Below are 25,092 nucleotides of genomic sequence, written 5' to 3'. Positions count from 1 at the left end.
AACCGGCATTTCTCCCCGCTGCTGTCTTGCACAGCACATCTTGCAGGGCACACTTGCCGCTTGTGGCGGTCAGTGCAAGTAGATGCCTCTTATTTGCGTGCCGCGGTAGACATCGCCCATGACAGCATGACCAAAGGTGATTAGTCTTCCGCCCATTCTGGACAGGACGAAGTGCACTTCATGTTTAGCCGACCCGGTGTATTCAACAAGACCCTGCTGCTGATTGCTCTTGGCATGGCCAACAATGCCTCTGCCGAAGAGGCTACTACCCCGCCAGCCCCTGCTGCCGAACGAGCAGCTCCGATTGGACGTAGTCAAGATGCTGCACAGGCGCTGGAGCGCACGCTCCCCAAAAGCGAGCAGCAGACCCTGACGGCGGGCAACGAGCAATTCCTGGCGTTATGGAAACCTGCCAATACTGCCCAGCCTCAGGGAACGATCGTCCTGATACCGGGTGATGGCGAGTCCGCTGACTGGCCCAACACCATCAGCCCACTCAGGCAAAAATTGCCCGACGAAGGTTGGCAGACACTTAGTCTGACCCTGCCCGACCCGCAAAACCAGGCTCCACTGCCGCGTAACGCCAATAGGGCGACTTCTGCTCCTGCCGATGCTGATGCATCCACTGCAGAGGGTGCGTCCCCCACACCCGTAGAAGGTGTGACCGGCACCGCACCAACACCTGAAACCCAGGCTGAAATAGGTAGTGGCGAACCCGCACAGGCAGGCAAGGCACCCTCGGATGCCAAAGCATTGCAGGATGCCTATGCGGAGGGCGTCATGGCTAGACTGGCGGCCGGAATCGACTTTGCGCTACAGCGAGGCTCCAAGCAGGTGATTCTGCTCGGTCACGGTACCGGAGCCTATTGGGCAGCTCGCTACCTCGCTGAACGAGAGCCCAGCGAGCTTCATCACTTGATTATCATTGATGGCAAGGCACCGGTTAATTCGGGCTCAAATCTGGATGCGATCGTGCCCAAGCTCAAGGTAGCAACAGGCGACTTCTATCATAACCAGTCTTCGATCGCTCAAGCCTCAGCCCAGCAGCGCCGCCAGGCTGCCAAGCGGGAGCAGGCCAGCGATTACACCCAGGTTGCCCTAAAGACGATTCCCGGCGACCCCTCCGATGAGCAGGAGCAGTTGTATCGTCGTGTGCGAGGCTGGCTTAGCACACACATAGCGGCAGGCGGTGGAGAGCAGCCTGCGCCCTAACGAAAGCCATGCCGTTCTTTGATGAGCCGATAGGCTGCGTGCAAGGCAGCGGTTTTTTCCGCTGCCTCCTGAACCACATATTTATTGGCGCCGGCACCTTGAACCTTGTCGGGATGATGCCTGCTGAGCAATCGCCGATAGGCTTGCTTGATACTTTTGCTATCGCTGCTCTCGCTTACCCCTAGCAGCGCCAAGGCCTCTTTATAGCCATTGTTTGCCCGCGGCTTCTTCGCTGATCGCATGGGCTGCAGTTCATCTACTCGCGTTTGTGAGAGCCCGGCCCACAATCCCCATTGCCGGATCAGGTCCCGCTCACCAGGCCGGACGCTGCCGTTCACCCATACCATTCGCCAACAGGCACGAATGATAATTTCAGCCTGACTTTCCGCTGCAGCCAGCCGGGTACGAGCCGAGCGAACTGCCGTTTTACCCTGATTGAACGCAGCAATTGCACGGCGGCGGCCCTCAACGTCCAAACCCAATCGCTTAATTTCACCTTCAGCCTGGCGAATATGTGCCGTCGACACTTGCCCCCCTGCCTTGGCCAGATGGCCGAGCAGTTCAAACAAGAGCTGATGCTCAAAACCAACCTGCCCCAGCCGCAGGCGCAGCGCAGACCAGGAGGTGAGTCCCAGCTTACGCTCGGCCGCATGCCCTAACATTGCACCCAGCAATGCTCCAGAAAGATCAGCTGCCGCCCAGCCGGTAAGCGCCCCGGACAGCGTTAAAGGCCATGGCCAGAACACTAGGCGCTCGCCTCGATCAGTTGCTCGACTTCTGCCAGCCGCTCATGGGTTCCTACATCGACCCAACGACCGGTATGCAGCGTCCCGCTGACGCGCCCTTTTGCAATGGCTGCGCGCAGTACAGGCGCCAACTTGAAGGCGCCTGCCTCGCAGGTGCGAAATAGATCGGGATGCAGTATTGCAATACCGCTGTAGGTAAACCTGTCGCAAGCCTCGCCAGCTTCAACCACGCGTCCATTACTCAAAAAGAAATCCCCTTCAGGGTGGTGAAGAGGGTTATCGACCAAAATCAGATGCGCTAAATCGCCGGCGGTCAGCTGTAGCGGCCGATAGCCGTAATCCGTCCAGATATCGCCATTAGCCACCAAGAAAGGCTCTTTGCCTAACAGCGGAAGCGCCTTGAAGATGCCGCCGCCGGTTTCCAGCGGCTCACCTTCAGACGAATACACGATGCTGACGCCTAACCGCGAGCCATCTTGCAGGTAGTCTTCTATCTGCTGCCCCAACCACGCATGATTGATAACAAAATCGTTGAAACCAGCCGCTTTCAAAGCCCGAATCTGATATTCGACCAACGGCACACCGCATGCTTTAACCAAAGGCTTTGGAGTATGCAAGGTAAGCGGGCGAAGCCGCTCTCCACGCCCTGCTGCAAGAATCATGGCTTTCATACAGTAGAGGCCTCCCGAAGCTCGGCGAGCAAGGCCTTCAAAGGCGCGAGTTCAGGGCGCCGCGCGATAACCGCCTCGATATAGGCGAAGAAGCGCGGCACGTCAGCCAGATACTTGGGCTTGCCGTCTCGATGGCAAATGCGCGCAAAGATCCCGATGACCTTGAGGTGTCGTTGTACGCCCATCAGGTCGCTGGCTCGGTAAAAATCTTCAAAATCCTCGCCAACCGGCAAGCCTTGCTGCCGGGCACGGGTCCAATAAGTTTCGAGCCACCCTCTGACACGCTCCTCCGGCCAGCTCAGGAAGGCATCCTTGAAAAGGCAGGTCACGTCATAGGTAATCGGGCCGTATACCGCATCTTGAAAATCCAGGACACCCGGATTTGGCGTACTGACCATCAAGTTGCGCGGCATGTAATCGCGATGCACCAAGACGCGCGGCTGCGTCAGTGCGCTGTCAATCAGCAGCTCACAGACCGACTCCCACGCGTCCTGTTGCGCCGCATCGAAGCGATGATTAAGAACGTAGCGGACATACCAGTCAGGAAATAGCTGTAGCTCACGTGCCAACAGGGCGTGGTTGTACTCCGGCAGACAACCTTCCGTCGGAAGAACCTGATAGGTCAATAACGCATTCAAAGCGTCATTAAAAAGCGCGTCGGCATTATCGGATGTCAGGACGTCAAGGTATGTTTGCCGCCCTAGATCATCCAGCAGTAAAAAGCCCTGTTCTATATCCTGAGCCAGGATTTCCGGCACATGCACACCGGCCTTGGCCAGTAGCGCGGCCACATGCACAAACGGCCGGCAGTCTTCCTGTGGAGGTGGTGCATCCATAACGATCAGGGTACGGCCGTCACATTCCCAGCGAAAATAACGACGAAAACTTGCATCGCTACTGGCGGGGGTCAGCTCGCTTTCTCCAGGCGCTCCCCAGCCTTTTTTATTGAACAATTCAGGCAGACACGCGTCCAGCCACTGACAGAGTTGGGTAAAGCGAACATCTTCAGACATTTATAACGGTTTCCCTCGGCCCTAGCCGTTGCGCAGGTCATGCTTTATTATCCGATATCTTTTTGAGCCCATCGAGAGGCCTGCGGTCCGTTTCCGGGCCGATGGCGCGCAGGATAACTTTAAGGATGGCCGTGAAATCCCCCGCGTTTCGCAGAAAGTTTCCCTTGCTGGTTACTGGCAGTCTGCTGGCTTTTCAGCCGCTGACCTCCGTTCTTGCTGCTCCGGCAGCCCAGCAGTTCAACTGCGCTCCTTCCGCCACAGGCGGCTGGGCGTGTAATACTACCGAGGCCACGAGTAATGTGCCTCCCCGCCCAGCTCATACGGAGTCGGCTGTCAGTGCAGGCGATGGCCCGCAGACCGCAGCCGCCCGAGAGCCGGAGAAGACGCTTGTCACCGAGAGCGAAGGCCGAGGCCTTGCTTCCCGAAGCGCGGACTATAGCCATCTGGATTGGGTGCCGCGTGAAAAGCTGACCCCTGCGCAGCTGGCGGAAACAGGCCCCTACTGCTCGGGCGCCTATGTCGAGCCACAGCGCCCCGGCATGAATGACAAAACGCCGATGAGCGAATCGCCGACGTACGTCACTGCCAAGGTGTCTCGCTATCAAGAAGAGACTCAGACCGCCACCCTCGCAGGTGATGTAATCCTGCGGCAAGGTCACATGCAGGTCGAGGCGAATGAGGCCAACCTGCATCGAACTGAAAACCGGGGCGAGCTGAACGGTAACGTCAAGTTCCGTGACAATGGCATGCTCGTGGTGGGCGACAATGCTCAAGTGCAACTCGACAACGGCGCCGTTCAGGTGGATAACGCCGAATACGTTGTGCACCAGAGCCGCATTCGGGGCAGCGCGCTGTATGTCAAGCGCGGCGAAGACGCCATTATCCGTCTAAAAGACGGTACCTATACGACATGCGAGCCGGGCAGCAACTCATGGACCGTCAAGGGCAATAACGTTACGTTGAACCCGGCGACCGGCCTGGGCTATGCCACCAACGCGACCCTGCGTGTCAAGGACTTCCCAGTCCTCTATACACCATTCATTTATTTCCCGATCGACAATCGTCGTCAGTCAGGCTTCCTGCCGCCGACCATTGCCTCGTCGAGCGATAATGGTCTGACCGTCGTAACGCCCTACTACTTCAACCTGGCGCCCAATTACGACGCAACTCTGTACCCACGCTACATGACCAAGCGCGGCCTGATGATGGAAGGTGAGTTCCGTTATCTGACACGCAGCAGCGAAGGTCAGATCAGCGCGGCGTACCTGAACGATCAGGAAAACGATCATGAAGGCATGCCGGAAGCAACGGACAGGCGCTGGCTGTACGGTTGGAAAAACCGCACAGGCCTGGACTCCCGCTGGCTGGCAGAAGTCGACTACACCAAGATCAGCGATCCGTATTACTTCCAGGATCTGGATACCGATCTAGGCATCAGCAAACCCACCTACGTCAACCAGCAGGGCCAACTGACGTACCGTGGTGATACCTATACGGCGCGCTTGAACGCTCAGGCTTACCAGATGGCTACGGTATCCGATGTGACACCGTATAACCGCCTGCCGCAACTGACGCTGGATGGATACCTGCCTTACAGCCCAGGCGGCCTGCAGTTTACCTATGGCACCGAATTTGTTCGGTTCCAGCGCAGTCTGGATGACGATACTTATTTCGATCTGGATGATGACGGTAACCGCACCAACATCCGCAACCGTCCTGACGTAAATCTTTTCGGTCTCTCACGCGCTGAGGGTGATCGTATCCACGCTGAGCCTGGCATTTCATTGCCAATGAATGCTAGCTGGGGCTATCTGACGCCCTCAGTTCGGTACGCCTATACTCGTTACGACTTGGATCTGGATAGTCAAGGCAAGAGTGATCTTAGCTCTTCGTTCAATGACCCAAGCGGGCGCCGTCAATCTGTAGGCTCCAGCCTGCAAAGCTTCAACGATAGTCCAAGCCGTTCTGTGCCTATCGTAAGCATCGACAGTGGTCTGTATTTCGATCGTAATTCCAACCTGTTTGGCGAAGGCGGCAAGCAGACTCTGGAGCCTCGTGCCAAGTACTTGTATGTCCCATACAAGGATCAGGATGACATCCCGGTATTCGATACCAGCGAATACACCTTCAGCTATGACTCCCTGTGGCGTGATAACCGCTTTACAGGCAGAGACCGGATTGGCGATGCCAATCAGCTGGCCTTGGGTGCAACCTCCCGCTTCATCGAGCCGAGTGGCTTTGAACGAGCCAATGTCAGCTTTGGTCAGCTGTTCTACTTCCGCGACCGCCGCGTACAGCTGCCAGGTTTGACGGAAGATGATATTGCCTACGCCCGCAGCCTTGGTCAGGACGTCGACAATCCTCAAGCTGACTCCTGGCGCTCGCCTTATGCGTTGGCCGGTATGTACCGCTTCAACCGCGACTGGCGCGTCAATGGAGAGTTCAACTGGGATCCGACCATTAACCACACGGACTCTGGCAGCGTAATGTTCCATTACCAGCCGGAGAACGATCCCCGGAAGATCGTCAACGCAGGCTATCGCTACAGAAGCAATACACGCGTCTATGATCCAAACCTGGGCCGTTTCGCTTATAACAGCAGCGACTACAAAATCGACCAGCATGATTTTTCTGTCATCTGGCCGATCGTTCCGCAGTGGTCCGCCATTGCCCGTTGGCAATTCGACTACAACAAGAGCCGTACACTCGAGGCCTTTGGCGGCTTCGAATATGACAGTTGCTGCTGGAAGCTGCGTCTGATCAACCGCTACTGGGTCGATACGGATGATGACGTCTACTACAACTCACAAACATCCAAGTCTGACCGCGGCGTCTTCCTGCAGATCGTCCTGAAAGGGCTCGGCAACGTCTTTGGTGGTAAGACCGAAGGCTTCCTGGATAAAGGCATTCAAGGCTATCGTGAACGTGAAGACCAAGCTATGTAACGCCATGCGCCCACTTGCTTTAGGTGTGGCGCTGACTATCAGCTCAATGGCCCATGCTGCCGTGGTACCGCTGGACCGAGTGGTTGCCATCGTAGACAACGATGTGGTGATGGAGAGTCAGCTCAGGCAGCGCCTGACCGAGGTGAAGCAGAACATTGCCAAGCGGGGCGGCGAAGTACCGCCCGACAGTGCTGTAGAAAATCAGGTACTGGAACGGCTGATTCTGGAAGACATACAGCTGCAGATCGCTGAACGTAGCGGCATTCGTATCTCGGAAGACGAGCTAAACCAGGCGGTTGCCACAATCGCTCAGCGCAACGGACTGAGCGTGGCTCAGTTTCGTCAGGCGCTGGCTCAGGATGGCTTGACCTATGACGATGTTCGCGACCAGGTACGTCGTGAGTTAACTATCAGTCGCGTACGGCAGCGTCAGGTAGCCCAGCGCATTCAAATCAGTCAGCAGGAAGTGCAGAATTTCCTGAACTCCGATCTGGGCCGCATTCAGCTATCAGAAGAATACCGCCTGGCCAATATTCTGATTCCTGTGGCGGATAGCGCTTCTTCCAGTGAAATCCAGGCTGCTGGCCAAAAGGCCATGCAGATCTATAACAAGGCTCGTCAGGGTGCTGACTTTGGCGAACTTGCCATTGCCAACTCGGCTGGCGATAACGCCTTGGATGGCGGTGAGATAGGCTGGCGGAAAGCCGCCCAGCTTCCACCTCCCTTCGATCAGATGATCAGCTCGATGAAGCCAGGTGACGTCACTGAGCCTGCTCGTGTACCGGGCGGTATTATCATCCTCAAGGTTGAGGAGAAGCGTGGCGGCGAAAGCTCGGTGGTTGACGAAGTTCATGTCCGCCATATTCTGCTAAAGCCAAACGAAATTCGCAGCGACGAGGAGACACGTCGTCTAGCGGAACGTCTGCGTGAGCGCATCGAGGGTGGTGAAGACTTTGCCGAACTGGCCAAGAGCTTTTCGGAAGATCCCGGTTCGGCACTTAACGGTGGCGACCTGAACTGGATCAACCCGGAGTCTCTAGTACCTGAGTTCCGCGAGGTCATGAACAGCACCTCTGCTGGCCAGCTGTCTCAGCCTTTCCGTACGCAATATGGCTGGCACATTCTGGAAGTCCTGGGTCGTCGTGCTACGGACAACAGCGAGCAGGTTCGTCAACAGCAAGCCCTCAACCTTCTGCGTAACCGCAAGTACGATCAGGAGCTGCAGCTGTGGCTGCGTCAGATCCGCGACGAGGCTTACGTGGAAATCAAAAAGTGATAGGGCCAAAGCGCTTTGCTTTGACGCCCGGGGAGCCAGCAGGCATCGGTCCGGACCTTTGCCTGCTGCTTGCTCAGCATCCTCAGCCCTACCCTCTTATTGCTATTGCCAGCCAGTCTCTACTGGCCGAGCGAGCCCAGCAGCTCGGCCTCTCAGTTTCCCTTATCAGCGTTACGCCATCTGACTGGCCTGTGCAGCCCACTAACGCCGGGGCGCTTTATGTATGGGACACACCACTAGGCGCACCCGTGGTGGCTGGCCAATTGAGCCCTGCCAATGGTCACTATGTTCTGGAAACCCTGACTCGGGCCGCGCAAGGCTGCCTCAATGGCCACTTTGCCGGCATGATTACCGCACCGGTTCACAAGGGCGTGATCAATGAAGCAGGCGTTGCGTTCTCCGGACATACCGAATTTCTTGCCGACCTGACCCATACTCCGCAGGTTGTCATGATGTTGGCAACGAGGGGCCTGCGCGTGGCTCTTGTCACTACGCACTTGCCCTTACGTGAAGTGGCGGACGCCATCACTGGCGAGCGTGTCCAGCGTGTAGCGCGGATACTTCAGGCTGACCTGCAAGAGAAATTCGGTATTCCGAAGCCGCGAATTCTGGTCTGCGGCCTCAATCCCCACGCCGGCGAAGGCGGACACCTGGGCCGGGAAGAGATCGAGATCATCGAGCCTGCACTTGAGCAGTTGCGTGAAGAAGGTCTTGAACTGATAGGCCCTTTGCCAGCTGATACACTATTCACACCCAAATACCTCGATCACTGCGACGCCGTGCTCGCCATGTATCACGACCAGGGCCTGCCTGTGCTCAAGCACAAAGGCTTTGGTGCCGCGGTCAATATTACCTTAGGCCTACCGATCATTCGTACATCGGTCGACCATGGTACCGCCCTAGATCTGGCCGGAACGGGCCAAGTCGATACCGGCAGCCTGAGCGTTGCCCTGGAGACGGCCTATCAAATGGCCGAAACACATATCAATGACTGAGCTTTATCAACACAAGGCGCGCAAGCGTTTTGGACAGAATTTTCTTCATGATGCCGGCGTCATCCACCGCATCCTGCGCGCCATCAATGGAAAGGCAGGTGAACATCTGCTGGAAATCGGCCCTGGCCAAGGAGCGCTCACGGAAGGACTACTGTCCAGTGGCGCAACGCTGGATGTCATAGAGCTTGACCAGGATCTTATCCCCCTGCTCAAGCTAAAGTTTGGCCTGAACCCTCAGTTCACCCTCCATCAGGGTGATGCCCTTAAGTTCAACTTTGCCGAACTGGTTAGTGGCGAGAAGCTGCGTGTCGTTGGCAACCTGCCCTACAACATTTCCACTCCATTGATCTTCCATCTTTTGGACCATGCAGACGTTATCTCCGACATGCACTTCATGCTGCAGAAGGAAGTCGTCGAGCGGCTGGCAGCAGAGCCGGGCGGCGGCGATTGGGGACGTCTGTCAATTATGGTTCAGTACCATTGCCGCGTTGAGCACTTGTTCAATGTAGGCCCTGGTGCATTCAATCCTCCACCCAAGGTGGATTCGGCCATTGTGCGCCTTGTTCCGCATACCGAACGTCCGTATACCGCTAAAGATCCAAAGATGCTTGAGCGAGTCGTACGTGAAGCGTTCAATCAGCGCCGCAAGACCTTGCGCAATACACTCAAGAGTCTCATGAACAGTGATGCCATCGAGGCTGCCGGCGTTGAGCCGGGTCTACGCCCCGAGCAACTCGATATCGCAGCCTTTGTCCGCTTGGCCAATGCCTTGGCAGATCAGCCACAGAGCAACTAAGGTCATCTGAATAACCTGAATATTTAAGAGGTCAGCCTCAGTGTCCGACCCACGCTATTCCATTAAAGTGGCTGTTTCCACACGCTACCTGCCGGAGCAGTCTCAGGAGGCGCAGAATCGCTTCGCCTTCGCCTATGACGTCACCATTACCAATGAGGGCAGCCTGCCGGCACAGCTGCATGCACGCCACTGGATCATTACCGATGGCAATGGTCGGACCCAGGAGGTGCGCGGTGCTGGCGTGGTAGGCGAACAGCCTGTACTCGCACCAGGAGCAACGCACCAATACAGCAGCGGTACGGTGCTCGAAACCCGCGTAGGCAGTATGCGTGGCAGTTATCAGATGGAGGCCAGTGACGGCCATACCTTCGATGCCGTTATTACGCCCTTCCGCCTCGCTGTTCCAGGTTCCTTACACTGATGACGCTTTATGCCGTTGGCGACTTGCAAGGTTGCCTTGACCCGCTCAAGTGCCTGCTCGAAGAAGTAGACTTCGATCCTGCGCAGGACCGTCTCTGGCTGGTTGGTGACTTGGTCAACCGTGGCCCGCAATCACTGGAAACGCTGCGTTTCCTGTATGACATGCGGGAATCCATCGTCACCGTACTGGGCAACCATGACCTTCATCTTCTGGCGGTTTCGCTCCATCCCGAACGGATGAAGAAAAGCGATACGTTGCGCAAGATCCTCAAGGCGCCAGACTGCGACGAGCTGCTCTCCTGGCTTCGCCAGCAGCCGCTTCTTCATTACGATGAGCCGCGCGATACGATTCTGGTTCATGCTGGTCTGCCGCCGCAGTGGGCGCTAGAGAAGGCACTGTCCCTGGCCAAGGAAGTAGAGGCTGTCCTACGGGATGATGAGCACTTTCCACAGTTCATAGACGGCATGTACGGCAATGAGCCGGCACTCTGGGAAGACAGCCTGGAAGGGGCCACTCGCTGGCGTGTTATTACCAACTACCTGACGCGCATGCGTTTCTGCGCACCGGACGGCACGCTGGAGTTGAAAACCAAGGAAGCCTCCGGCAGTGCGCCTGACGGCTATGCCCCTTGGTTCAGCCATCCTGGTCGTCTGACGCGTCAGCATCGGCTGATCTTTGGCCATTGGGCAGCACTTGAAGGCCGCTGCGATGAGCCGGGCGTGTTTGCGCTGGATACCGGCTGTGTCTGGGGCAACAAAATGACCTTAATGAATGTCGATACTGGCGAGCGCCACAGTTGCGCCTGCCAGGAAGGAGGCTGAAGATGAGCGAGTTTCACTGCATTGATCCTGAACAGGCGCTGGAGCTGCGCCAGCGTGGCGCAACAGTTGTGGATATCCGCGACCCTCATAGCTACGCCACTCTGCATATTGCGGGCTCTCAGCGGATCGATAACCAAACCCTGCCCGACTTCATGGCCCAGGCCGATATGGATCAGCCGCTGGTTGTCGTGTGCTATCACGGTCATTCAAGCCAGAGCGCTGCCGCCTTTTTTTCCCAGCAGGGTTTCAGCGAAGTCTACAGCCTCGATGGCGGCTTCGAAGTCTGGCGAAGCGTATATCCCGACGAGACGGAAAGCGGCTCGTTTTGATTGATCCTTCAAGTGCTTAGCACATGCTTTTGACGATCCCGTTACACATAAGTCTAAAGAGGGGCTTCCACATCTCCATAATCGGACTATTCTTGGATTAGGCCTTCCCATTCAGGGAGCCGGATTTCCGGCGGGCCATCGGTACGACCATTAGGTGTTCGGGGGAATTCCAAACGGTTGCTCCGTCGACTGTTGCTGTTTTCCGTGCACGCGTACGACCGATCCCAGCCGGCTCGAGGGTATCCAGCGAGGAGACGTCATGAGCATTTTCAGTCACTTCCAGGGGCGTTTCGAAGCGACTCGTCAGGAAGAATATTCCCTTCAGGAATATCTTGAGATCTGCAAGAAGGACCGTACTGCCTATGCCAGTGCCGCTGAGCGCATGCTCATGGCTATTGGTGAACCGGAGCTGGTAGATACCGCCAGCGATCCGCGCCTTTCGCGCATCTTTTCCAACAAGGTGATCCGTCGTTACCCTGCTTTTGCAGACTTCCACGGGATGGAAGATTGCATCGAGCAGATCGTTTCGTATTTTCGGCATGCTGCCCAAGGCCTCGAAGAGAAAAAGCAAATCCTTTATCTCCTGGGTCCTGTAGGGGGTGGTAAATCGTCATTGGCGGAAAAGCTCAAGCAGCTGATCGAGCGTGTTCCGTTTTATGCCATCAAGGACTCTCCGGTCTTTGAATCTCCGCTGGGCCTATTCAATCCTGATGAAGATGGCCAGATTCTTGAGGAGGACTATGGCATTCCTCGCCACTATCTGCGCAGCATCATGTCGCCTTGGGCAGCCAAGCGATTGCAGGAGTTTGGCGGAGATATCAGCAAGTTCCGTGTTGTAAAGCTGCATCCTTCCATCCTTAACCAGATCGCTATTGCCAAGACCGAGCCAGGCGATGAGAACAACCAGGATATTTCCGCGCTTGTCGGCAAGGTCGACATTCGCAAGCTTGAGGAATATCCGCAAAACGATGCAGACGCCTATAGCTACTCAGGCGCTTTATGCCGAGCCAACCAAGGCTTGATGGAATTTGTGGAAATGTTCAAGGCACCTATCAAGGTGCTGCACCCACTCCTGACCGCGACTCAGGAAGGCAACTACAACAGTACCGAAGGCCTAGGTGCCCTGCCCTATAGCGGGATCATCCTGGCGCACTCCAACGAATCAGAATGGCATACCTTCCGTAACAACAAGAATAACGAGGCTTTCATCGACCGTATCTACATCGTCAAGGTCCCGTATTGCCTGCGTGTTTCGGATGAGATGAAGATCTATGACAAGCTCCTCATCAACAGCTCTCTATCCAAGGCTCATTGCGCGCCCGATACGCTCAAAATGCTGGCGCAGTTCTCTGTACTTTCACGCCTGAAAGAGCCTGAGAACTCGAATATTTACTCCAAGATGCGGGTATACGACGGTGAAAACCTGAAGGACACTGATCCCAAGGCCAAATCGATTCAGGAGTATCGCGACACAGCAGGTGTCGATGAAGGCATGAACGGTTTGTCGACCCGTTTTGCCTTCAAGATTCTTTCACGTGTCTTCAACTTCGATGCCAACGAGATTGCAGCCAACCCTGTTCATTTGCTGTATGTGCTTGAGCAGCAGATCGAGCAGGAGCAGTTTCCGGCAGAAGTCCGCGAGCGCTACATGCGCTTTATCAAGGAATACCTGGCACCTCGTTATGTCGAGTTCATCGGCAAAGAGATTCAAACCGCCTACCTTGAATCGTACAGCGAATACGGACAGAACATTTTTGACCGCTACGTGTTGTACGCCGATTTCTGGATTCAGGATCAGGAATACCGTGACCCGGAAACAGGTGAAATTCTCAATCGCGCGGCGCTAAACGAGGAGCTGGAGAAGATCGAGAAGCCGGCAGGCATCAGCAATCCAAAAGACTTCCGCAACGAGATCGTCAACTTTGTGCTGCGCGCGCGTGCCAATAACAATGGCAAGAATCCCAGCTGGCTCTCTTACGAGAAGCTGCGCACGGTCATCGAGAAGAAGATGTTCTCGAACACCGAGGATCTCCTGCCGGTTATCAGCTTCAACGCCAAGGCAAGCAAGGAGGACCAACAAAAACACAACGACTTTGTGACTCGCATGGTCGAGCGTGGCTATACCGAGAAGCAAGTGCGGTTGCTGTCCGAGTGGTATCTGCGGGTACGGAAATCGCAGTAAAGAACGCAGTCGTATCGTCACAGGCAGAGGCGGCGTGACCGTGCTCTGCCGTGACCTGTCCGGCGGTAGGCAAATCGCAATATGCCAAGCCTATCGTAGGACCGCGGACTGCTCCATTTCCGAGCCCGGAGGGCGTCTATGAGTTATGTCATCGACCGGCGTTTGAATGGCAAGAATAAGAGCACGGTAAACCGTACACGTTTTCTGCGGCGTTACCGCGAGCACATCAAGAAGGCGGTCGAAGAGGCCGTGAGCCGCCGTTCCATTACCGATATGGAGCATGGCGAGCAAATCAGTATTCCTGGCCGCGACATTGATGAGCCCGTGCTGCATCACGGTCGTGGTGGCAAGCAAACGACCGTTCATCCCGGTAACAAGGAGTTTTCTTCAGGAGACCGCATTCCGCGCCCCCAAGGAGGCGGTGGTGGTGGCGCAGGCCAAGGCAAGGCCAGCAACAGTGGCGAAGGTATGGATGACTTCGTGTTCCAGATCACCCAGGACGAATTTCTCGACTTCATGTTCGAGGATCTTGAACTGCCGAATCTGGTGAAAAAACAGCTGACCGGCAGCGACACGTTCAAGACGGTACGTGCTGGTATCAGCAGCGAAGGGAATCCGTCGCGCATCAATATCATCCGGACTTTACGCTCCGCTCATGCCCGGCGAATTGCTCTGTCGGGCGGGAGCCGCAACAAGCTGCGCGAAGTCAAGGCGGAGCTTGCACGACTGCGTGTCGAGGAGCCGGACAACATCACTGATATCCAGGCGCTCGAAGCCGAGATTGTGCGTCTGCGCGCCCGGATCGATAAGGTCCCGTTCCTGGATACCTTTGACCTCAAGTACAACCTGTTGAGCAAACAGCCTACGCCAAGCTCAAAGGCAGTGATGTTCTGTCTGATGGACGTTTCCGGCTCGATGACTCAGGCGACCAAGGACATCGCCAAGCGCTTTTTCATCCTGCTCTATCTGTTTCTCAAACGTAATTACGAGCGAATCGATGTGGTGTTTATTCGTCACCACACTAGCGCACGTGAAGTGGATGAAGAGGAGTTTTTCTATTCCCGTGAAACGGGCGGCACGATTGTGTCCAGTGCATTGAAGCTCATGCAGGAAATCATGGCGGAGCGGTATCCCATTAACGAGTGGAACCTGTATGCCGCGCAGGCCTCGGACGGTGATAACTGGAATGACGACTCGCCTATCTGCAGGGATATCCTAGTCCGTCAGATACTGCCGTTCATGCAGTACTACACCTATGTAGAGATCACGCCACGGGAACATCAGGCCTTGTGGTACGAATATGAACAGGTGCGCGGGGCGTTTCCCGAGTCCTTTTCGCAACAGCAGATCGTATCGGCTGCCGATATTTACCCGGTGTTTCGTGAACTGTTCCAGCGGAGGCTTGTGTCATGAAGCGTCAGCCTATTTCCACCGGCTCGGAATGGACATTCGAGCTCGTACAGGCCTACGACCGGGAAATCGGTCGTATCGCCAAGCGCTATGCGCTGGATACCTATCCCAACCAAATTGAAATCATCACAGCCGAGCAGATGATGGACGCCTACGCGTCCGTTGGGATGCCCATCGGCTATAACCACTGGTCCTACGGCAAGCACTTCCTGCATACCGAAAAACATTACAAGCGCGGGCAAATGGGCCTGGCCTATGAAATCGTGATCAATTCGGATCCTTGCATTGCCTATCTGATGGAAGAAAACACCATCACGATGCAAGCCCTTGTGATTGCCCACGCCTGTTATGGGCATAACAGCTTCTTCAAGGGCAATTACCTGTTCCGGACCTGGACAGACGCCAGCTCCATCATCGATTACCTAGTGTTCGCCAAGCAGTACATCACGCAATGCGAAGAACGCCATGGCATCGATGCGGTAGAGGACCTCCTCGATTCATGCCATGCGCTCATGAATTATGGTGTGGATCGCTACAAGCGGCCCTATCCCATTTCCGCTGAAGAGGAGCGCCGTCGGCAAAAAGAGCGTGAGGAGCTCCTGCAGCGCCAAGTAAATGACCTCTGGCGCACCATCCCCAAGATGGGCGACAAGGATAAACACGAAGAGGATGCGCGTTTCCCCTCCGAGCCTCAGGAAAATATTCTCTATTTCCTTGAGAAACATGCCCCGTTGCTAGAGCCCTGGCAGCGTGAAGTTATCCGGATCGTGCGCAAGATCGCTCAGTACTTCTATCCGCAGCGGCAAACGCAGGTAATGAATGAAGGCTGGGCAACCTTCTGGCATTACACCTTGCTCAACGATCTCTACGATGAAGGCCTCGTAACCGATGGCTTCATGTTCGAGTTCCTGCAGTCTCACTCAGGCGTGATCTACCAGCCAAGCTTCGACAGCCCCTATTACAGCGGCATCAACCCTTACACCTTGGGCTTTTCCATGTTCCGCGATATTCGTCGGATCTGTGAGAATCCTACCGAAGAAGACAAGCGCTGGTTTCCGGATATCGCAGGCAGCGACTGGCTCTCTACCGTTACGTTCGCGATGAAGAGCTTCAAGGACGAAAGCTTTATCCTTCAATTCCTGTCGCCCAAGGTTATCCGGGATCTCAAGCTGTTCAGCATTCTGGACGATGATCACCATGATGAGCTGGAAGTCGCAGCAATTCATGATGATCGGGGTTATCGCCTGATTCGTGAGCAGCTGGCAGCCCAGTACAACCTGGGCAATCGTGAGCCTAATATCCAGATCTGGAATATCAACCGTCGCGGTGATCGCTCGCTCACGTTGCGGCATACCCAGCATGATCGCAAACCCCTGGGCGATTCTACCGAGGAGGTACTCAAGCACTTGCATCGCTTATGGGGCTTTGACATTCACCTTGAAACCGCTCAGGGCGATCAGATCGTCAGCACCCAGCACGTTCCGCCCCGGGACGGCCACCGGGACCTTGACCCTCGGCGTACCGACATCGCTATCTCGCCCATCTAAATCCAAGGCCTCCTGTGAGGCCTTGTTTCTTTACATCCTTTTTGGCGTTTACCTACTTCATCGTTATTCTGCTGCCTTCAGGAGGTGAAGCATGCAGATATACAAGGTGGGTGGCGCGGTCCGGGATCGATTGCTAGGGCAGCCCGTTACGGAAGTCGATTGGGTTGTTGTCGGAGGTACCGCTGAAGAGCTTACCGCTCAGGGTTTTCGCCCCGTCGGTGCGGACTTTCCCGTCTTCCTTCATCCCAAGACCGGTGAGGAATACGCCCTGGCACGCACTGAACGTAAAAGCGGTCGTGGCTATGGCGGCTTCACCTTTTTTGCAGACCCGGACGTCACCTTGGAAGACGATCTCATCCGCCGCGATCTGACCATCAACGCAATGGCAGAAGACGAAGCGGGCCACGTGATTGATCCCTATGGCGGCCTGAAGGATCTACATGCACGTCTGCTGCGCCATGTGTCCCCAGCGTTCATGGAGGACCCGTTGCGGGTGCTGCGCGTAGCTCGTTTTGCGGCCCGCTATGCTCCGCTTGGGTTCAATGTCGCTCCGGAGACCCTTGAGCTGATGCAGCGCATGGCGGTTAGCGGTGAACTGGACGCCCTGACACCCGAGCGCATGTGGAAAGAAATCTCCCGGGCGCTGATGGAGTCAAGGCCGGATGTTTTCATTCAGACCCTGCATGTCTGTGGTGCGCTGGCTGTACTGATACCCGAGATCGACTCCCTGCTCAAAGCCGATGCCGATCCGTCTACCAGCCATACCTTGCGGGTACTGCGCCAATGCGCCAGTCATAAGCAACCCCTTCCCATACGCTGGTCATGTCTACTCATGCAGGTGAAGGGCGATCAACACGAGCCAAACCAGGTTACCGACACGATCGAAGCCATCAATAACCGCTTCAAGTTGCCGCGTGACTGTAGTGAGCTGGCGTTATTGGTCAGCCAGTATCACCCGCACGTCCAGCGTGCAGCCGAGCTGAGCTCAACAGCGCTTCTGGCGCTATTCCAGTGCTTCGACCTGTTCCGTCGGCCGGCTCGCTTCGAGGAATTCCTTCAAGCCTGTGAAATGGACCACTATGACGCAGCACTCCCCTATGCGCAGGCAAATTACATGCGCTCGGTTGCGCAGGCTGCACGCGCAGTAACAGTACAACCTTTATTGGAGAGAGGATTTAAAGGCGCCGAACTTGGAGAGGCTTTGAAGCAGTCGCGCCTCGAGGCCATCGAGGCGTATTGCCGTGACTACTCAGCTGGAAAGGCCTGACACAACGTGGCTGGCGTCAATGCCTGGCCACGCCACGTAAATGGTACCGGCCATAAGCGTTGGACCTTGGGCATTGCAGCCCAAAGAGACGCATAATCGCGGCCATCGACAGGATGCCTGACTGTGGCGGCCAATAACGAGAGCGGCCAAAGTACGAAAGCATTTTTAAGAATTTCTGCCCGCGGCAGAGTCAGCCCATCCAGGTTTCCTACGAGATCGCCATAGGTCAGAATGTCGATATCAAGCGGCAAGCCGGTACGATCTGCCGCGTATCGGCCATTATCAGCCTCGATGTGCTTTAAGCGAACACTCAAGTCAGCCAGGGACAATTCTGTCTGGGCCTTGACGACCAGGTTGAAGAACGGCTCGCTCTTGATACCCACGGCCTCGCTTTCAAAAACGGGAGAGCATGCCAGCTCTCCGCATAAGGCGGACAAGGCCTCCAGTGCCGCCGTCAGATGCTGCTCACGCGCGGTATTGCTGCCAAGGCCCAGGTATACCGTGGTCAGAGACATCCGCGCTCGATCTCCACACCAACCCCAGCCGCCGTCGGTACGGCACCCGGCTTGGTAAGCTTCAGCCGCAACCCGGGCAATTGAAACTCCTGCATCAAGAGACTGGCCAGACGCTCGGCAAACGTCTCGACCAACTGGAAGCTCGACTGCTGGGCGAACGCTGTAATACGTTCTGCCACCGCGGCGTAATTCAACGTCTTGTCCAGTTCATCGCTCTCGGCGGAAGGACGAATGTCCCAAGCCATGGTGACATCCAGACGCAAGCATTGACGAATTTCGCGCTCCCAGTCATACACACCAATAACGGTGTCAACTTCCAGTCCCTCGATGAATACCTTGTCCACGACCCTCTCCAGCGCCCATATGCGCATTATTTGAAAAGCCCAGCCACCGTATCGCGGTCAGACGAAGATTCCCATTAGAATCTGAAGGGACTGCCCCTCCGGGAACATCATCATGGTTTGGTTGCTGGCCACTTTTGCCTACCTGCTCGGCTCCGTATCGTTTGCCGTCCTGCTCAGCCGCGCCTTTGGCCTTAACGATCCCAGAACCAGTGGATCAGGCAATCCCGGTGCAACCAACATGTTTCGTCTTGGTGGCAAGCGCCTTGCCATCCTGACATTACTAGGCGACCTGAGCAAAAGCCTCGTCCCTATTCTCCTGGCACGTACCCTGGGCCTGTCAGAGGTCGAGCAGGCCTGGATCGGTCTGGCAGCAGTACTGGGCCATGTCTATCCGCTCTACTTTCAGTTTCGCGGCGGCAAAGGCGTCGCCACAGCGGCCGGTATGTTGCTAGGCCTGTATCCCTGGGCTGCATTGCTGGCGGCTGGCATCTGGGGAATCGTCTTCGCAATGACCCGTATCAGCTCCCTGGCTGCACTGGCCGCCACGTTGCTGTGCCTGCCGCTTATTGCCTGGCAACAACATGCCGCGTTATTGCCTCTGCTCGCGCTGACCATCCTTATCGTGCTTCGCCACCGTGCCAATCTCAAAGCCTTGCTGGCAGGACGAGAACGTCACTTCTAGAGAGCGTGACAGCTTTTGTCCCAAAAGATTTGCCAGACCACGCCCTTGACGTTACTCAGACCGCCGGCAACTGCTCCATTGGCCAACGCGCCTGCACCTGAATGGCGGGACCATCCTGCTGACCGGCCAGCAGACGCTGGCAACCGGCATACGCAATCATGGCGCCGTTGTCCGTACAGAAACGTGGGCGGGCATAAAAGACATGCCCACGTAGCTCCTTGAGCATGGTCTCCAACGAAGTTCTCAGCGCAGTATTGGCGCTGACACCGCCAGCAATTACCAGAGACTTGAGGCCTGTTTGCTTAAGGGCACGCTTGCACTTGATCGTCAGCGTCTCGACGACCGCACGCTGAAAGGCCAAGGCGATATCGCAACGCGTCTGCTCACTGTTATCCCCTGCCGCCTCGCATTGCTGCCAAGTGTTGAGAGCAAAAGTCTTTAAACCGCTGAAGCTGAAATCCAGACCAGGCCGGTCTGTCATCGGACGCGGAAAGACAAAGCGATCAGGATTGCCATTGAGCGCAAGTCGAGCAATCTCCGGCCCGCCTGGATAACCGAGCCCCAGGAGCTTGGCAGTCTTGTCAAAGGCTTCCCCCGCAGCATCGTCTACCGACTCGCCCAGAAGCTGATAACGGCCGATACCGTCCACCCGTACAAGCTGCGTATGGCCACCAGACACCAACAAGGCGACGAACGGAAATTCCGGCGGCTGCTCCTCCAGCATGGGCGCCAACAAATGGCCTTCCATGTGATGAACCCCCAACGCCGGAACACCCCATGCCAGACTCAGCGCCTGGGCAAAGGAGGCGCCTACCAGCAGCGCACCGACCAGGCCCGGACCGGCCGTATAGGCAATGGCATCGACATCGGCCGGCTTGCTGCCTGCCTCAGCCAATACCTGATTAATAAGAGGAAGCATTCGTTTTACATGGTCACGGGAGGCCAATTCAGGCACTACCCCACCATAAACACGATGCAAATCGATTTGACTGAATAGCGCATCGGACAAAAGTCCACGTTCGCTGTCAAAGAGTGCGACACCTGTTTCGTCGCAGGACGTTTCGAGTCCCAGAACACGCATGGGCAGATGGCCTTCGGCCTGACGATGAATGAAGGAAGGCATGATAATCCCACCCATTTGCTCAGACCAGTGCTTTCGTCCGGAAGCTTTGCATTTACCCCGGCGAAGCGTTACTATCCGCAACCCTTAAAAACCGACGCTTTACATGGCCAAGGCCTCAAGCGTTGAATCAACCCCCGGTAAAACATTGAAGGTACGACCTGGATGCCCGCCGTCAAAGTCAAAGAAAACGAACCCTTCGACGTAGCCCTGCGTCGTTTCAAGCGCTCTTGCGAAAAAGCCGGTGTTCTGGCTGAAGTTCGCAGCCGCGAGTTCTACGAGAAGCCTACTTCCGAGCGTAAGCGCAAGGCAGCTGCTGCTGTTAAGCGTCATGCCAAGAAAGTGCAGCGCGAACAGCGCCGCCGCGAGCGTCTGTACTGATCAGACGCCTGCAAGGCTAACGGCTCCGCCCGACCACTGGTCGGGCTGAACGTATGTGATCTGCTAATCCGCACCACCTGTCAAGCATGTCCCATGCCTGGCGCATTCCTGTTGAACATCCTTTCGCAACGTGCGTTAGTATGCTCAAGTTTCGATAGTCGAATTTATAATTCAACCAAGCGACCTGCGCATGGAAGCAACCGTTTTTCATCGCGTATGCTAATGGCCCTCCCTGAGCCGAATGCACCATGGCCGGATTGATCCCCCAGAGCTTTATCGACGACCTGCTCAACCGCACCGACATTGTCGAAGTGGTAGGGTCACGCATCAAGCTAAAAAAAACCGGCAAGAATTTTAGTGCGCTCTGTCCTTTTCATAACGAAAAGAGCCCTTCGTTCAGCGTAAGTCCAGACAAGCAGTTCTATTACTGCTTCGGCTGCGGCGCAGGCGGAAATGCCCTCGGCTTTGTCATGGACCATGACAATCTGGAGTTTCCCGAAGCTGTTGAAGAGCTGGCCAGAAAAGCCGGTCTTGACGTTCCCCGAGAAGAAAGCACCAGTGGCGGCCCACGCAAGCCGCGGCAGATGGTGGACTCTCCGCTGTATGCGCTGCTGGCCGACGCAGCCACGTTCTATCGTCAGTCGCTCAAGAGTCACCCCCAGCGTAAAGCCGCGGTGGATTACCTGAAGAAACGCGGCCTGACCGGCGAGATCGCGCGTGATTATGGCCTGGGATTCGCACCGCCTGGCTGGGACAATCTGCTCAAGCATCTGGCAGGTGACGAGCTTCAGCAAAAAGCCATGATCGAGGCCGGCCTGCTGATCGAAAATACTGAAAACGGCAAACGCTACGATCGCTTCCGTGATCGGGTCATTTTTCCGATCAAGGACAGCCGTGGACGCGTTATCGCGTTTGGCGGCCGGGTACTGGGCGACGAGAAACCCAAGTACCTGAACTCTCCAGAAACGCCTGTTTTCCATAAGGGTCAAGAGCTGTACGGGCTGTTCGAGGCTCGCCGAGCCAACCGCGATCTTGACGAGATCATTGTCGTGGAAGGCTATATGGACGTGATTGCCCTGGCGCAGCAAGGCATACGAAATGCTGTTGCCACCCTGGGTACGTCTACCAGTGAGGAGCACATCAAGCGCTTGTTTCGTCTGGTGCCTCAAATTCTGTTCTGCTTTGATGGCGACAAGGCCGGTCGTAGCGCAGCATGGCGCGCGCTGGAATCAGCGCTCCCCACCCTACAGGACGGTCGCAAGATCCGCTTTCTCTTTCTTCCCGAAGGCGAAGATCCAGATTCTCTCGTCAGATCAGAGGGCCCGGACGCGTTTCAGGCACGTTTCGTCCAGCAGGCGCTGCCACTGGCCGAGTATTTCTTCCAGCAACTGGCAGCCGAGGCTGACCCGTCTACTCTGGAGGGAAAGGCGCACCTGGCGACACTGGCCATACCGCTGATTGAAAAGGTCCCGGGAAATAACCTGAAAGCGCTCATGCGCCTGCGCCTGACCGAGCTGACCGGGCTCAACAACGAGTCGCTCAATCAGTTTGCCAGCGCACCAGCCGCGACACCACGGCCTACGGACGAGCCTTACTACGAGCAGGATGCCTACTACGACAGCGGCTATGACTCACCTGCGCCTGCTGCGCCCTACCCGAGCACTCGCACAGGCAAGCCCTCGTATGGCGGGAAAAATGGGTTCCGCGGCAAGAAGTCGTTCGGCTTCAAAGGTGACCCTGCCATGCGTGCCCCACGCGAGCCGGTAAAGGTTGAACCGCCTACGCTTGCCGCATTACGCAGCCTGGTGCACCGCCCTTCGCTGGCCTTGCAGGTTCAGGATGCAAAGAACCTTGCCGAAGAAAATGACCAGTACGCACAGCTTCTTGTTGCCCTGGTTGATGCCTTGCAGAAGAAGCCCGAACAGAGCACGTTGCAGCTGCTGGCACGCTGGCACGGCACTGAACAAGGCAAACTATTACGTGTTTTAGCCGAAAAAGAGTGGTTGATTTCAGGTGATAACCTTGAACAACAGTTTTTCGACACCATTACTAGGCTTGCAGCAAGCCAGCGTGAACGCAGCCTTGAACAGCTGCTCCGCAAGGCGCGCCAAAGCGAACTCAGCATTGAAGAGAAGGACCGTCTGCGCGAGCTTCTTAGCCGCCCAGCTGTGCCATCAACCTGATTCTGGCAAGAAAGCCGCCTGATCGGCTATAATACTCAGCTTATTTTTGCCCGCCTATGCCTTCGTGGAAGGGTGTTTATGTCCGGAAAAGCGCAACAGCAATCTCGTCTTAAAGAGTTGATCGCCCGCGGTCGCGAGCAGGGTTACCTGACGTACTCGGAAGTCAACGATCACCTGCCGGAGGATATCTCCGATCCAGAACAGGTGGAAGACATCATCCGCATGATCAACGACATGGGGATCAACGTATTCGAAACAGCTCCGGATGCGGATACCCTACTGCTCGCAGAAGCGGATACCGATGAAGCCGCCGCTGAAGAAGCCGCCGCCGCACTGGCAGCAGTTGAAAGCGATGTTGGTCGTACCACCGACCCCGTGCGCATGTACATGCGTGAGATGGGTACCGTTGAACTCTTGACCCGTGAAGGCGAAATCGAAATCGCCAAGCGTATCGAGGAAGGTATCCGTGAAGTCATGAGCGCTATCGCTCACTTCCCGGGCTCGGTTGAATACATTCTCAGCGAATATGATCGGGTTACGTCCGAAGGCGGTCGCCTGTCTGACGTTCTCAGCGGCTACATCGATCCCGATGACGGCACGCTGCCTGAGAGCGAAAGCGATGACATTCCTGTGCCCAAGGCCAAGGATGCCGCTGCAGCCCAGAGCGACGACGAAGAAGAAAGCGAGAGCGATGACTCCGAGGAAGAGACCGAAAGCGGTCCGGACCCGGAAGAAGCTCGTCAGCGCTTCGCAGCCGTAGCCGAACAACTGGAGAAAACCCAAAAGGCGCTCCAGAAGCATGGCCGTAGCAGCGATCAGGCCATTGAAGAGCTGGTGGCCCTGGCCACGCTGTTCATGCCGATCAAGCTGGTACCCAAGCAGTACGAGATACTGGTAGGCCGCGTTCGCGAGTCGCTGGATCGTGTTCGTGCCCAGGAACGCGCCATCATGCAGCTGTGTGTACGTGATGCACGTATGCCCCGCGCTGATTTCCTGCGTTCGTTCCCGAGCAACGAAACCAACCTTGAGTGGGTAGACAAGGTTCTCAAGAACAAGCCCAAGTATGCCGAGGCGATTGAGCGCCTGCGTCCTGATATCCAGCGCAACCAGGAAAAGCTGATTGCCCTGCAAAAGGAGCTTGATCTGACAGTTGCCGAGATCAAGGAGATCAACCGCAACATGTCCATCGGCGAAGCCAAGGCTCGTCGGGCGAAAAAAGAGATGGTTGAGGCCAACCTGCGTCTCGTGATCTCGATCGCCAAGAAATACACAAACCGCGGCTTGCAGTTCCTTGATTTGATCCAGGAAGGCAACATCGGTCTGATGAAGGCTGTAGACAAGTTCGAATACCGCCGCGGCTACAAGTTCTCCACCTATGCGACCTGGTGGATTCGTCAGGCGATTACCCGTTCCATTGCGGACCAGGCACGGACCATCCGTATTCCGGTTCACATGATCGAGACGATCAACAAGCTCAATCGTATTTCCCGCCAGATGTTGCAGGAAATGGGTCGCGAGCCGACGCCGGAAGAGTTGGGTGAGCGTATGGATATGCCTGAGGACAAGATCCGCAAGGTATTGAAGATCGCTAAAGAGCCAATCTCTATGGAAACACCGATTGGTGATGATGAAGATTCGCACCTGGGTGATTTCATCGAAGACTCCACCATGCAGTCTCCGATCGAGGTAGCGACCAGCGAAAGCCTGAAGGAGGCGACTCGCGATGTACTGGCAGGACTGACAGCTCGTGAAGCCAAGGTACTGCGCATGCGTTTCGGCATCGATATGAATACTGACCATACGCTTGAAGAGGTCGGTAAGCAGTTCGATGTGACACGCGAGCGTATTCGTCAGATCGAAGCCAAAGCCTTGCGTAAGCTGCGTCATCCGTCCCGTAGCGAGCATCTTCGCTCGTTCCTCGACGAGTAAATGAAAAACCGGAGCAAACGCTCCGGTTTTTTTATGCGCTTTATTTTGCCATTTGCTTCTATATGGGTATAATGCGCCCCTCTCGTAGGGCCTGTAGCTCAGTCGGTTAGAGCAGAGGACTCATAATCCTTTGGTCGAGAGTTCGAGTCTCTCCGGGCCCACCAGATATTCGAAAGTATTACAGGGGCGTCGCCAAGCGGTAAGGCAGCAGGTTTTGATCCTGCCATGCGTTGGTTCGAATCCAGCCGCCCCTGCCATATCTCAGCGCCAAGCGCGCAATAAAAAAGGCTTACCTCGGTAAGCCTTT

The 25,092-nt window shown here is 56.0% G+C and carries 22 protein-coding genes and 2 tRNA genes; 18 read left to right on the top strand and 6 right to left on the bottom strand.

The annotated features are described in order from the left end of the window. Positions 1–180: 180 nt before the first annotated feature. On the top strand, positions 181–1,212 hold the full coding sequence (locus QWJ10_RS18140) for an alpha/beta hydrolase family protein (protein ID WP_289928654.1): 1,032 nt from the start codon (positions 181–183) through the stop codon (positions 1,210–1,212). Here the strand turns inward: QWJ10_RS18140 and QWJ10_RS18135 are convergent. The 3 genes from QWJ10_RS18135 to QWJ10_RS18125 are packed head-to-tail and all read right to left on the bottom strand — an operon-like array spanning position 1,209 to position 3,642. Then, positions 1,209–1,958, bottom strand: a complete 750-nt coding sequence (locus QWJ10_RS18135) for a DnaJ domain-containing protein (protein ID WP_074826831.1) — start codon at positions 1,956–1,958, stop codon at positions 1,209–1,211. The two genes, QWJ10_RS18140 and QWJ10_RS18135, sit on opposite strands and share 4 nt — an antisense overlap. Next, positions 1,958–2,629, bottom strand: coding sequence for an N-acetylmuramate alpha-1-phosphate uridylyltransferase MurU (gene murU, locus QWJ10_RS18130; protein ID WP_125888574.1), 672 nt, complete (start codon positions 2,627–2,629; stop codon positions 1,958–1,960). Before murU ends, QWJ10_RS18135 begins: the two co-directional genes overlap by 1 nt. Further along, a complete protein-coding gene (locus QWJ10_RS18125) occupies positions 2,626–3,642 on the bottom strand; it encodes a phosphotransferase (RefSeq protein ID WP_289928648.1) in 1,017 nt (338 codons plus the stop codon). The genes murU and QWJ10_RS18125 overlap by 4 nt, the downstream gene beginning before the upstream one ends. 125 nt (positions 3,643–3,767) lie before the next feature. On the opposite strand from QWJ10_RS18125, the gene QWJ10_RS18120 reads away from it, so the two are divergent. The 11 genes from QWJ10_RS18120 to QWJ10_RS18070 all read left to right on the top strand — a co-directional run bounded on the left by QWJ10_RS18120 (position 3,768) and on the right by QWJ10_RS18070 (position 17,631). Continuing rightward, the gene (locus tag QWJ10_RS18120) at positions 3,768–6,587 is read left to right on the top strand and encodes an LPS-assembly protein LptD (protein WP_197871432.1); all 2,820 of its coding nucleotides are present in this window, start codon (positions 3,768–3,770) and stop codon (positions 6,585–6,587) included. Beyond that, positions 6,568–7,863: a peptidylprolyl isomerase gene (locus QWJ10_RS18115; RefSeq protein WP_026004190.1), complete on the top strand. Its 1,296-nt coding sequence runs from the start codon at positions 6,568–6,570 to the stop codon at positions 7,861–7,863. Before QWJ10_RS18120 ends, QWJ10_RS18115 begins: the two co-directional genes overlap by 20 nt. Continuing rightward, on the top strand, positions 7,863–8,858 hold the full coding sequence (gene pdxA, locus QWJ10_RS18110; protein WP_289928722.1) for a 4-hydroxythreonine-4-phosphate dehydrogenase PdxA: 996 nt from the start codon (positions 7,863–7,865) through the stop codon (positions 8,856–8,858). The genes QWJ10_RS18115 and pdxA overlap by 1 nt, the downstream gene beginning before the upstream one ends. Beyond that, a complete protein-coding gene (rsmA, locus tag QWJ10_RS18105; RefSeq protein WP_289928643.1) occupies positions 8,851–9,654 on the top strand; it encodes a 16S rRNA (adenine(1518)-N(6)/adenine(1519)-N(6))-dimethyltransferase RsmA in 804 nt (267 codons plus the stop codon). Before pdxA ends, rsmA begins: the two co-directional genes overlap by 8 nt. Positions 9,655–9,694: 40 nt before the next feature. Then, positions 9,695–10,075 carry a Co2+/Mg2+ efflux protein ApaG gene (gene apaG / locus QWJ10_RS18100; protein WP_289928641.1) on the top strand — a complete coding sequence of 127 codons (381 nt, stop codon included), beginning with the start codon at positions 9,695–9,697 and terminating at the stop codon, positions 10,073–10,075. Next, positions 10,075–10,896, top strand: a complete 822-nt coding sequence (locus tag QWJ10_RS18095) for a symmetrical bis(5'-nucleosyl)-tetraphosphatase (RefSeq protein WP_289928640.1) — start codon at positions 10,075–10,077, stop codon at positions 10,894–10,896. The genes apaG and QWJ10_RS18095 overlap by 1 nt, the downstream gene beginning before the upstream one ends. Positions 10,897–10,898: 2 nt before the next feature. After that, positions 10,899–11,225, top strand: a complete 327-nt coding sequence (gene glpE, locus QWJ10_RS18090; RefSeq protein ID WP_010795980.1) for a thiosulfate sulfurtransferase GlpE — start codon at positions 10,899–10,901, stop codon at positions 11,223–11,225. 259 nt (positions 11,226–11,484) lie between these two features. After that, on the top strand, positions 11,485–13,407 hold the full coding sequence (locus tag QWJ10_RS18085) for a PrkA family serine protein kinase (protein WP_010795981.1): 1,923 nt from the start codon (positions 11,485–11,487) through the stop codon (positions 13,405–13,407). A gap of 138 nt (positions 13,408–13,545) precedes the next feature. Then, on the top strand, positions 13,546–14,820 hold the full coding sequence (locus QWJ10_RS18080; RefSeq protein ID WP_010795982.1) for a YeaH/YhbH family protein: 1,275 nt from the start codon (positions 13,546–13,548) through the stop codon (positions 14,818–14,820). Further along, positions 14,817–16,364: a SpoVR family protein gene (locus QWJ10_RS18075; RefSeq protein WP_289928632.1), complete on the top strand. Its 1,548-nt coding sequence runs from the start codon at positions 14,817–14,819 to the stop codon at positions 16,362–16,364. The genes QWJ10_RS18080 and QWJ10_RS18075 overlap by 4 nt, the downstream gene beginning before the upstream one ends. A 91-nt stretch (positions 16,365–16,455) precedes the next feature. Beyond that, complete coding sequence (locus QWJ10_RS18070) at positions 16,456–17,631, top strand: multifunctional CCA addition/repair protein (RefSeq protein ID WP_289928630.1); 1,176 nt, start codon at positions 16,456–16,458, stop codon at positions 17,629–17,631. On the opposite strand, the gene folK is transcribed toward QWJ10_RS18070, so the two are convergent. Both folK and folB read right to left on the bottom strand, forming a co-directional pair. Next, positions 17,610–18,146, bottom strand: coding sequence for a 2-amino-4-hydroxy-6-hydroxymethyldihydropteridine diphosphokinase (gene folK, locus QWJ10_RS18065; protein ID WP_197871424.1), 537 nt, complete (start codon positions 18,144–18,146; stop codon positions 17,610–17,612). The genes QWJ10_RS18070 and folK overlap by 22 nt on opposite strands. Beyond that, on the bottom strand, positions 18,137–18,490 hold the full coding sequence (folB, locus tag QWJ10_RS18060) for a dihydroneopterin aldolase (protein WP_289928628.1): 354 nt from the start codon (positions 18,488–18,490) through the stop codon (positions 18,137–18,139). Before folB ends, folK begins: the two co-directional genes overlap by 10 nt. Before the next feature lie 112 nt (positions 18,491–18,602). On the opposite strand from folB, the gene plsY reads away from it, so the two are divergent. Continuing rightward, positions 18,603–19,172: a glycerol-3-phosphate 1-O-acyltransferase PlsY gene (gene plsY, locus QWJ10_RS18055; RefSeq protein ID WP_010795987.1), complete on the top strand. Its 570-nt coding sequence runs from the start codon at positions 18,603–18,605 to the stop codon at positions 19,170–19,172. Positions 19,173–19,227: 55 nt separating this feature from the next. On the opposite strand, the gene tsaD is transcribed toward plsY, so the two are convergent. Then, positions 19,228–20,253 (bottom strand): tRNA (adenosine(37)-N6)-threonylcarbamoyltransferase complex transferase subunit TsaD, encoded by a 1,026-nt coding sequence (gene tsaD, locus QWJ10_RS18050; protein ID WP_026004189.1) that lies wholly within the window; start codon positions 20,251–20,253, stop codon positions 19,228–19,230. Positions 20,254–20,457: 204 nt separating this feature from the next. On the opposite strand from tsaD, the gene rpsU reads away from it, so the two are divergent. The 5 genes from rpsU to QWJ10_RS18025 all read left to right on the top strand — a co-directional run bounded on the left by rpsU (position 20,458) and on the right by QWJ10_RS18025 (position 25,042). Next, a complete protein-coding gene (rpsU, locus tag QWJ10_RS18045; protein ID WP_010795989.1) occupies positions 20,458–20,673 on the top strand; it encodes a 30S ribosomal protein S21 in 216 nt (71 codons plus the stop codon). 248 nt (positions 20,674–20,921) lie between these two features. Further along, entirely contained in the window at positions 20,922–22,856 is a 1,935-nt protein-coding gene (gene dnaG / locus QWJ10_RS18040) for a DNA primase (protein WP_019367534.1), read from the top strand. Between the two features lie 78 nt (positions 22,857–22,934). Beyond that, entirely contained in the window at positions 22,935–24,785 is a 1,851-nt protein-coding gene (gene rpoD / locus QWJ10_RS18035) for an RNA polymerase sigma factor RpoD (RefSeq protein WP_010795991.1), read from the top strand. A gap of 87 nt (positions 24,786–24,872) precedes the next feature. Further along, positions 24,873–24,949 (top strand) — tRNA-Ile (locus QWJ10_RS18030). An 18-nt stretch (positions 24,950–24,967) separates the two neighbouring features. Then, positions 24,968–25,042: transfer RNA gene (locus QWJ10_RS18025), tRNA-Gln, on the top strand. Positions 25,043–25,092: the final 50 nt, after the last annotated feature.

The organism is Pseudomonas sp. WAC2 (assembly GCF_030403525.1).
Taxonomy (GTDB): Bacteria; Pseudomonadota; Gammaproteobacteria; order Pseudomonadales; family Pseudomonadaceae; genus Chryseomonas; species Chryseomonas luteola.
This window is presented reverse-complemented; position numbering and strand designations above follow the sequence as displayed.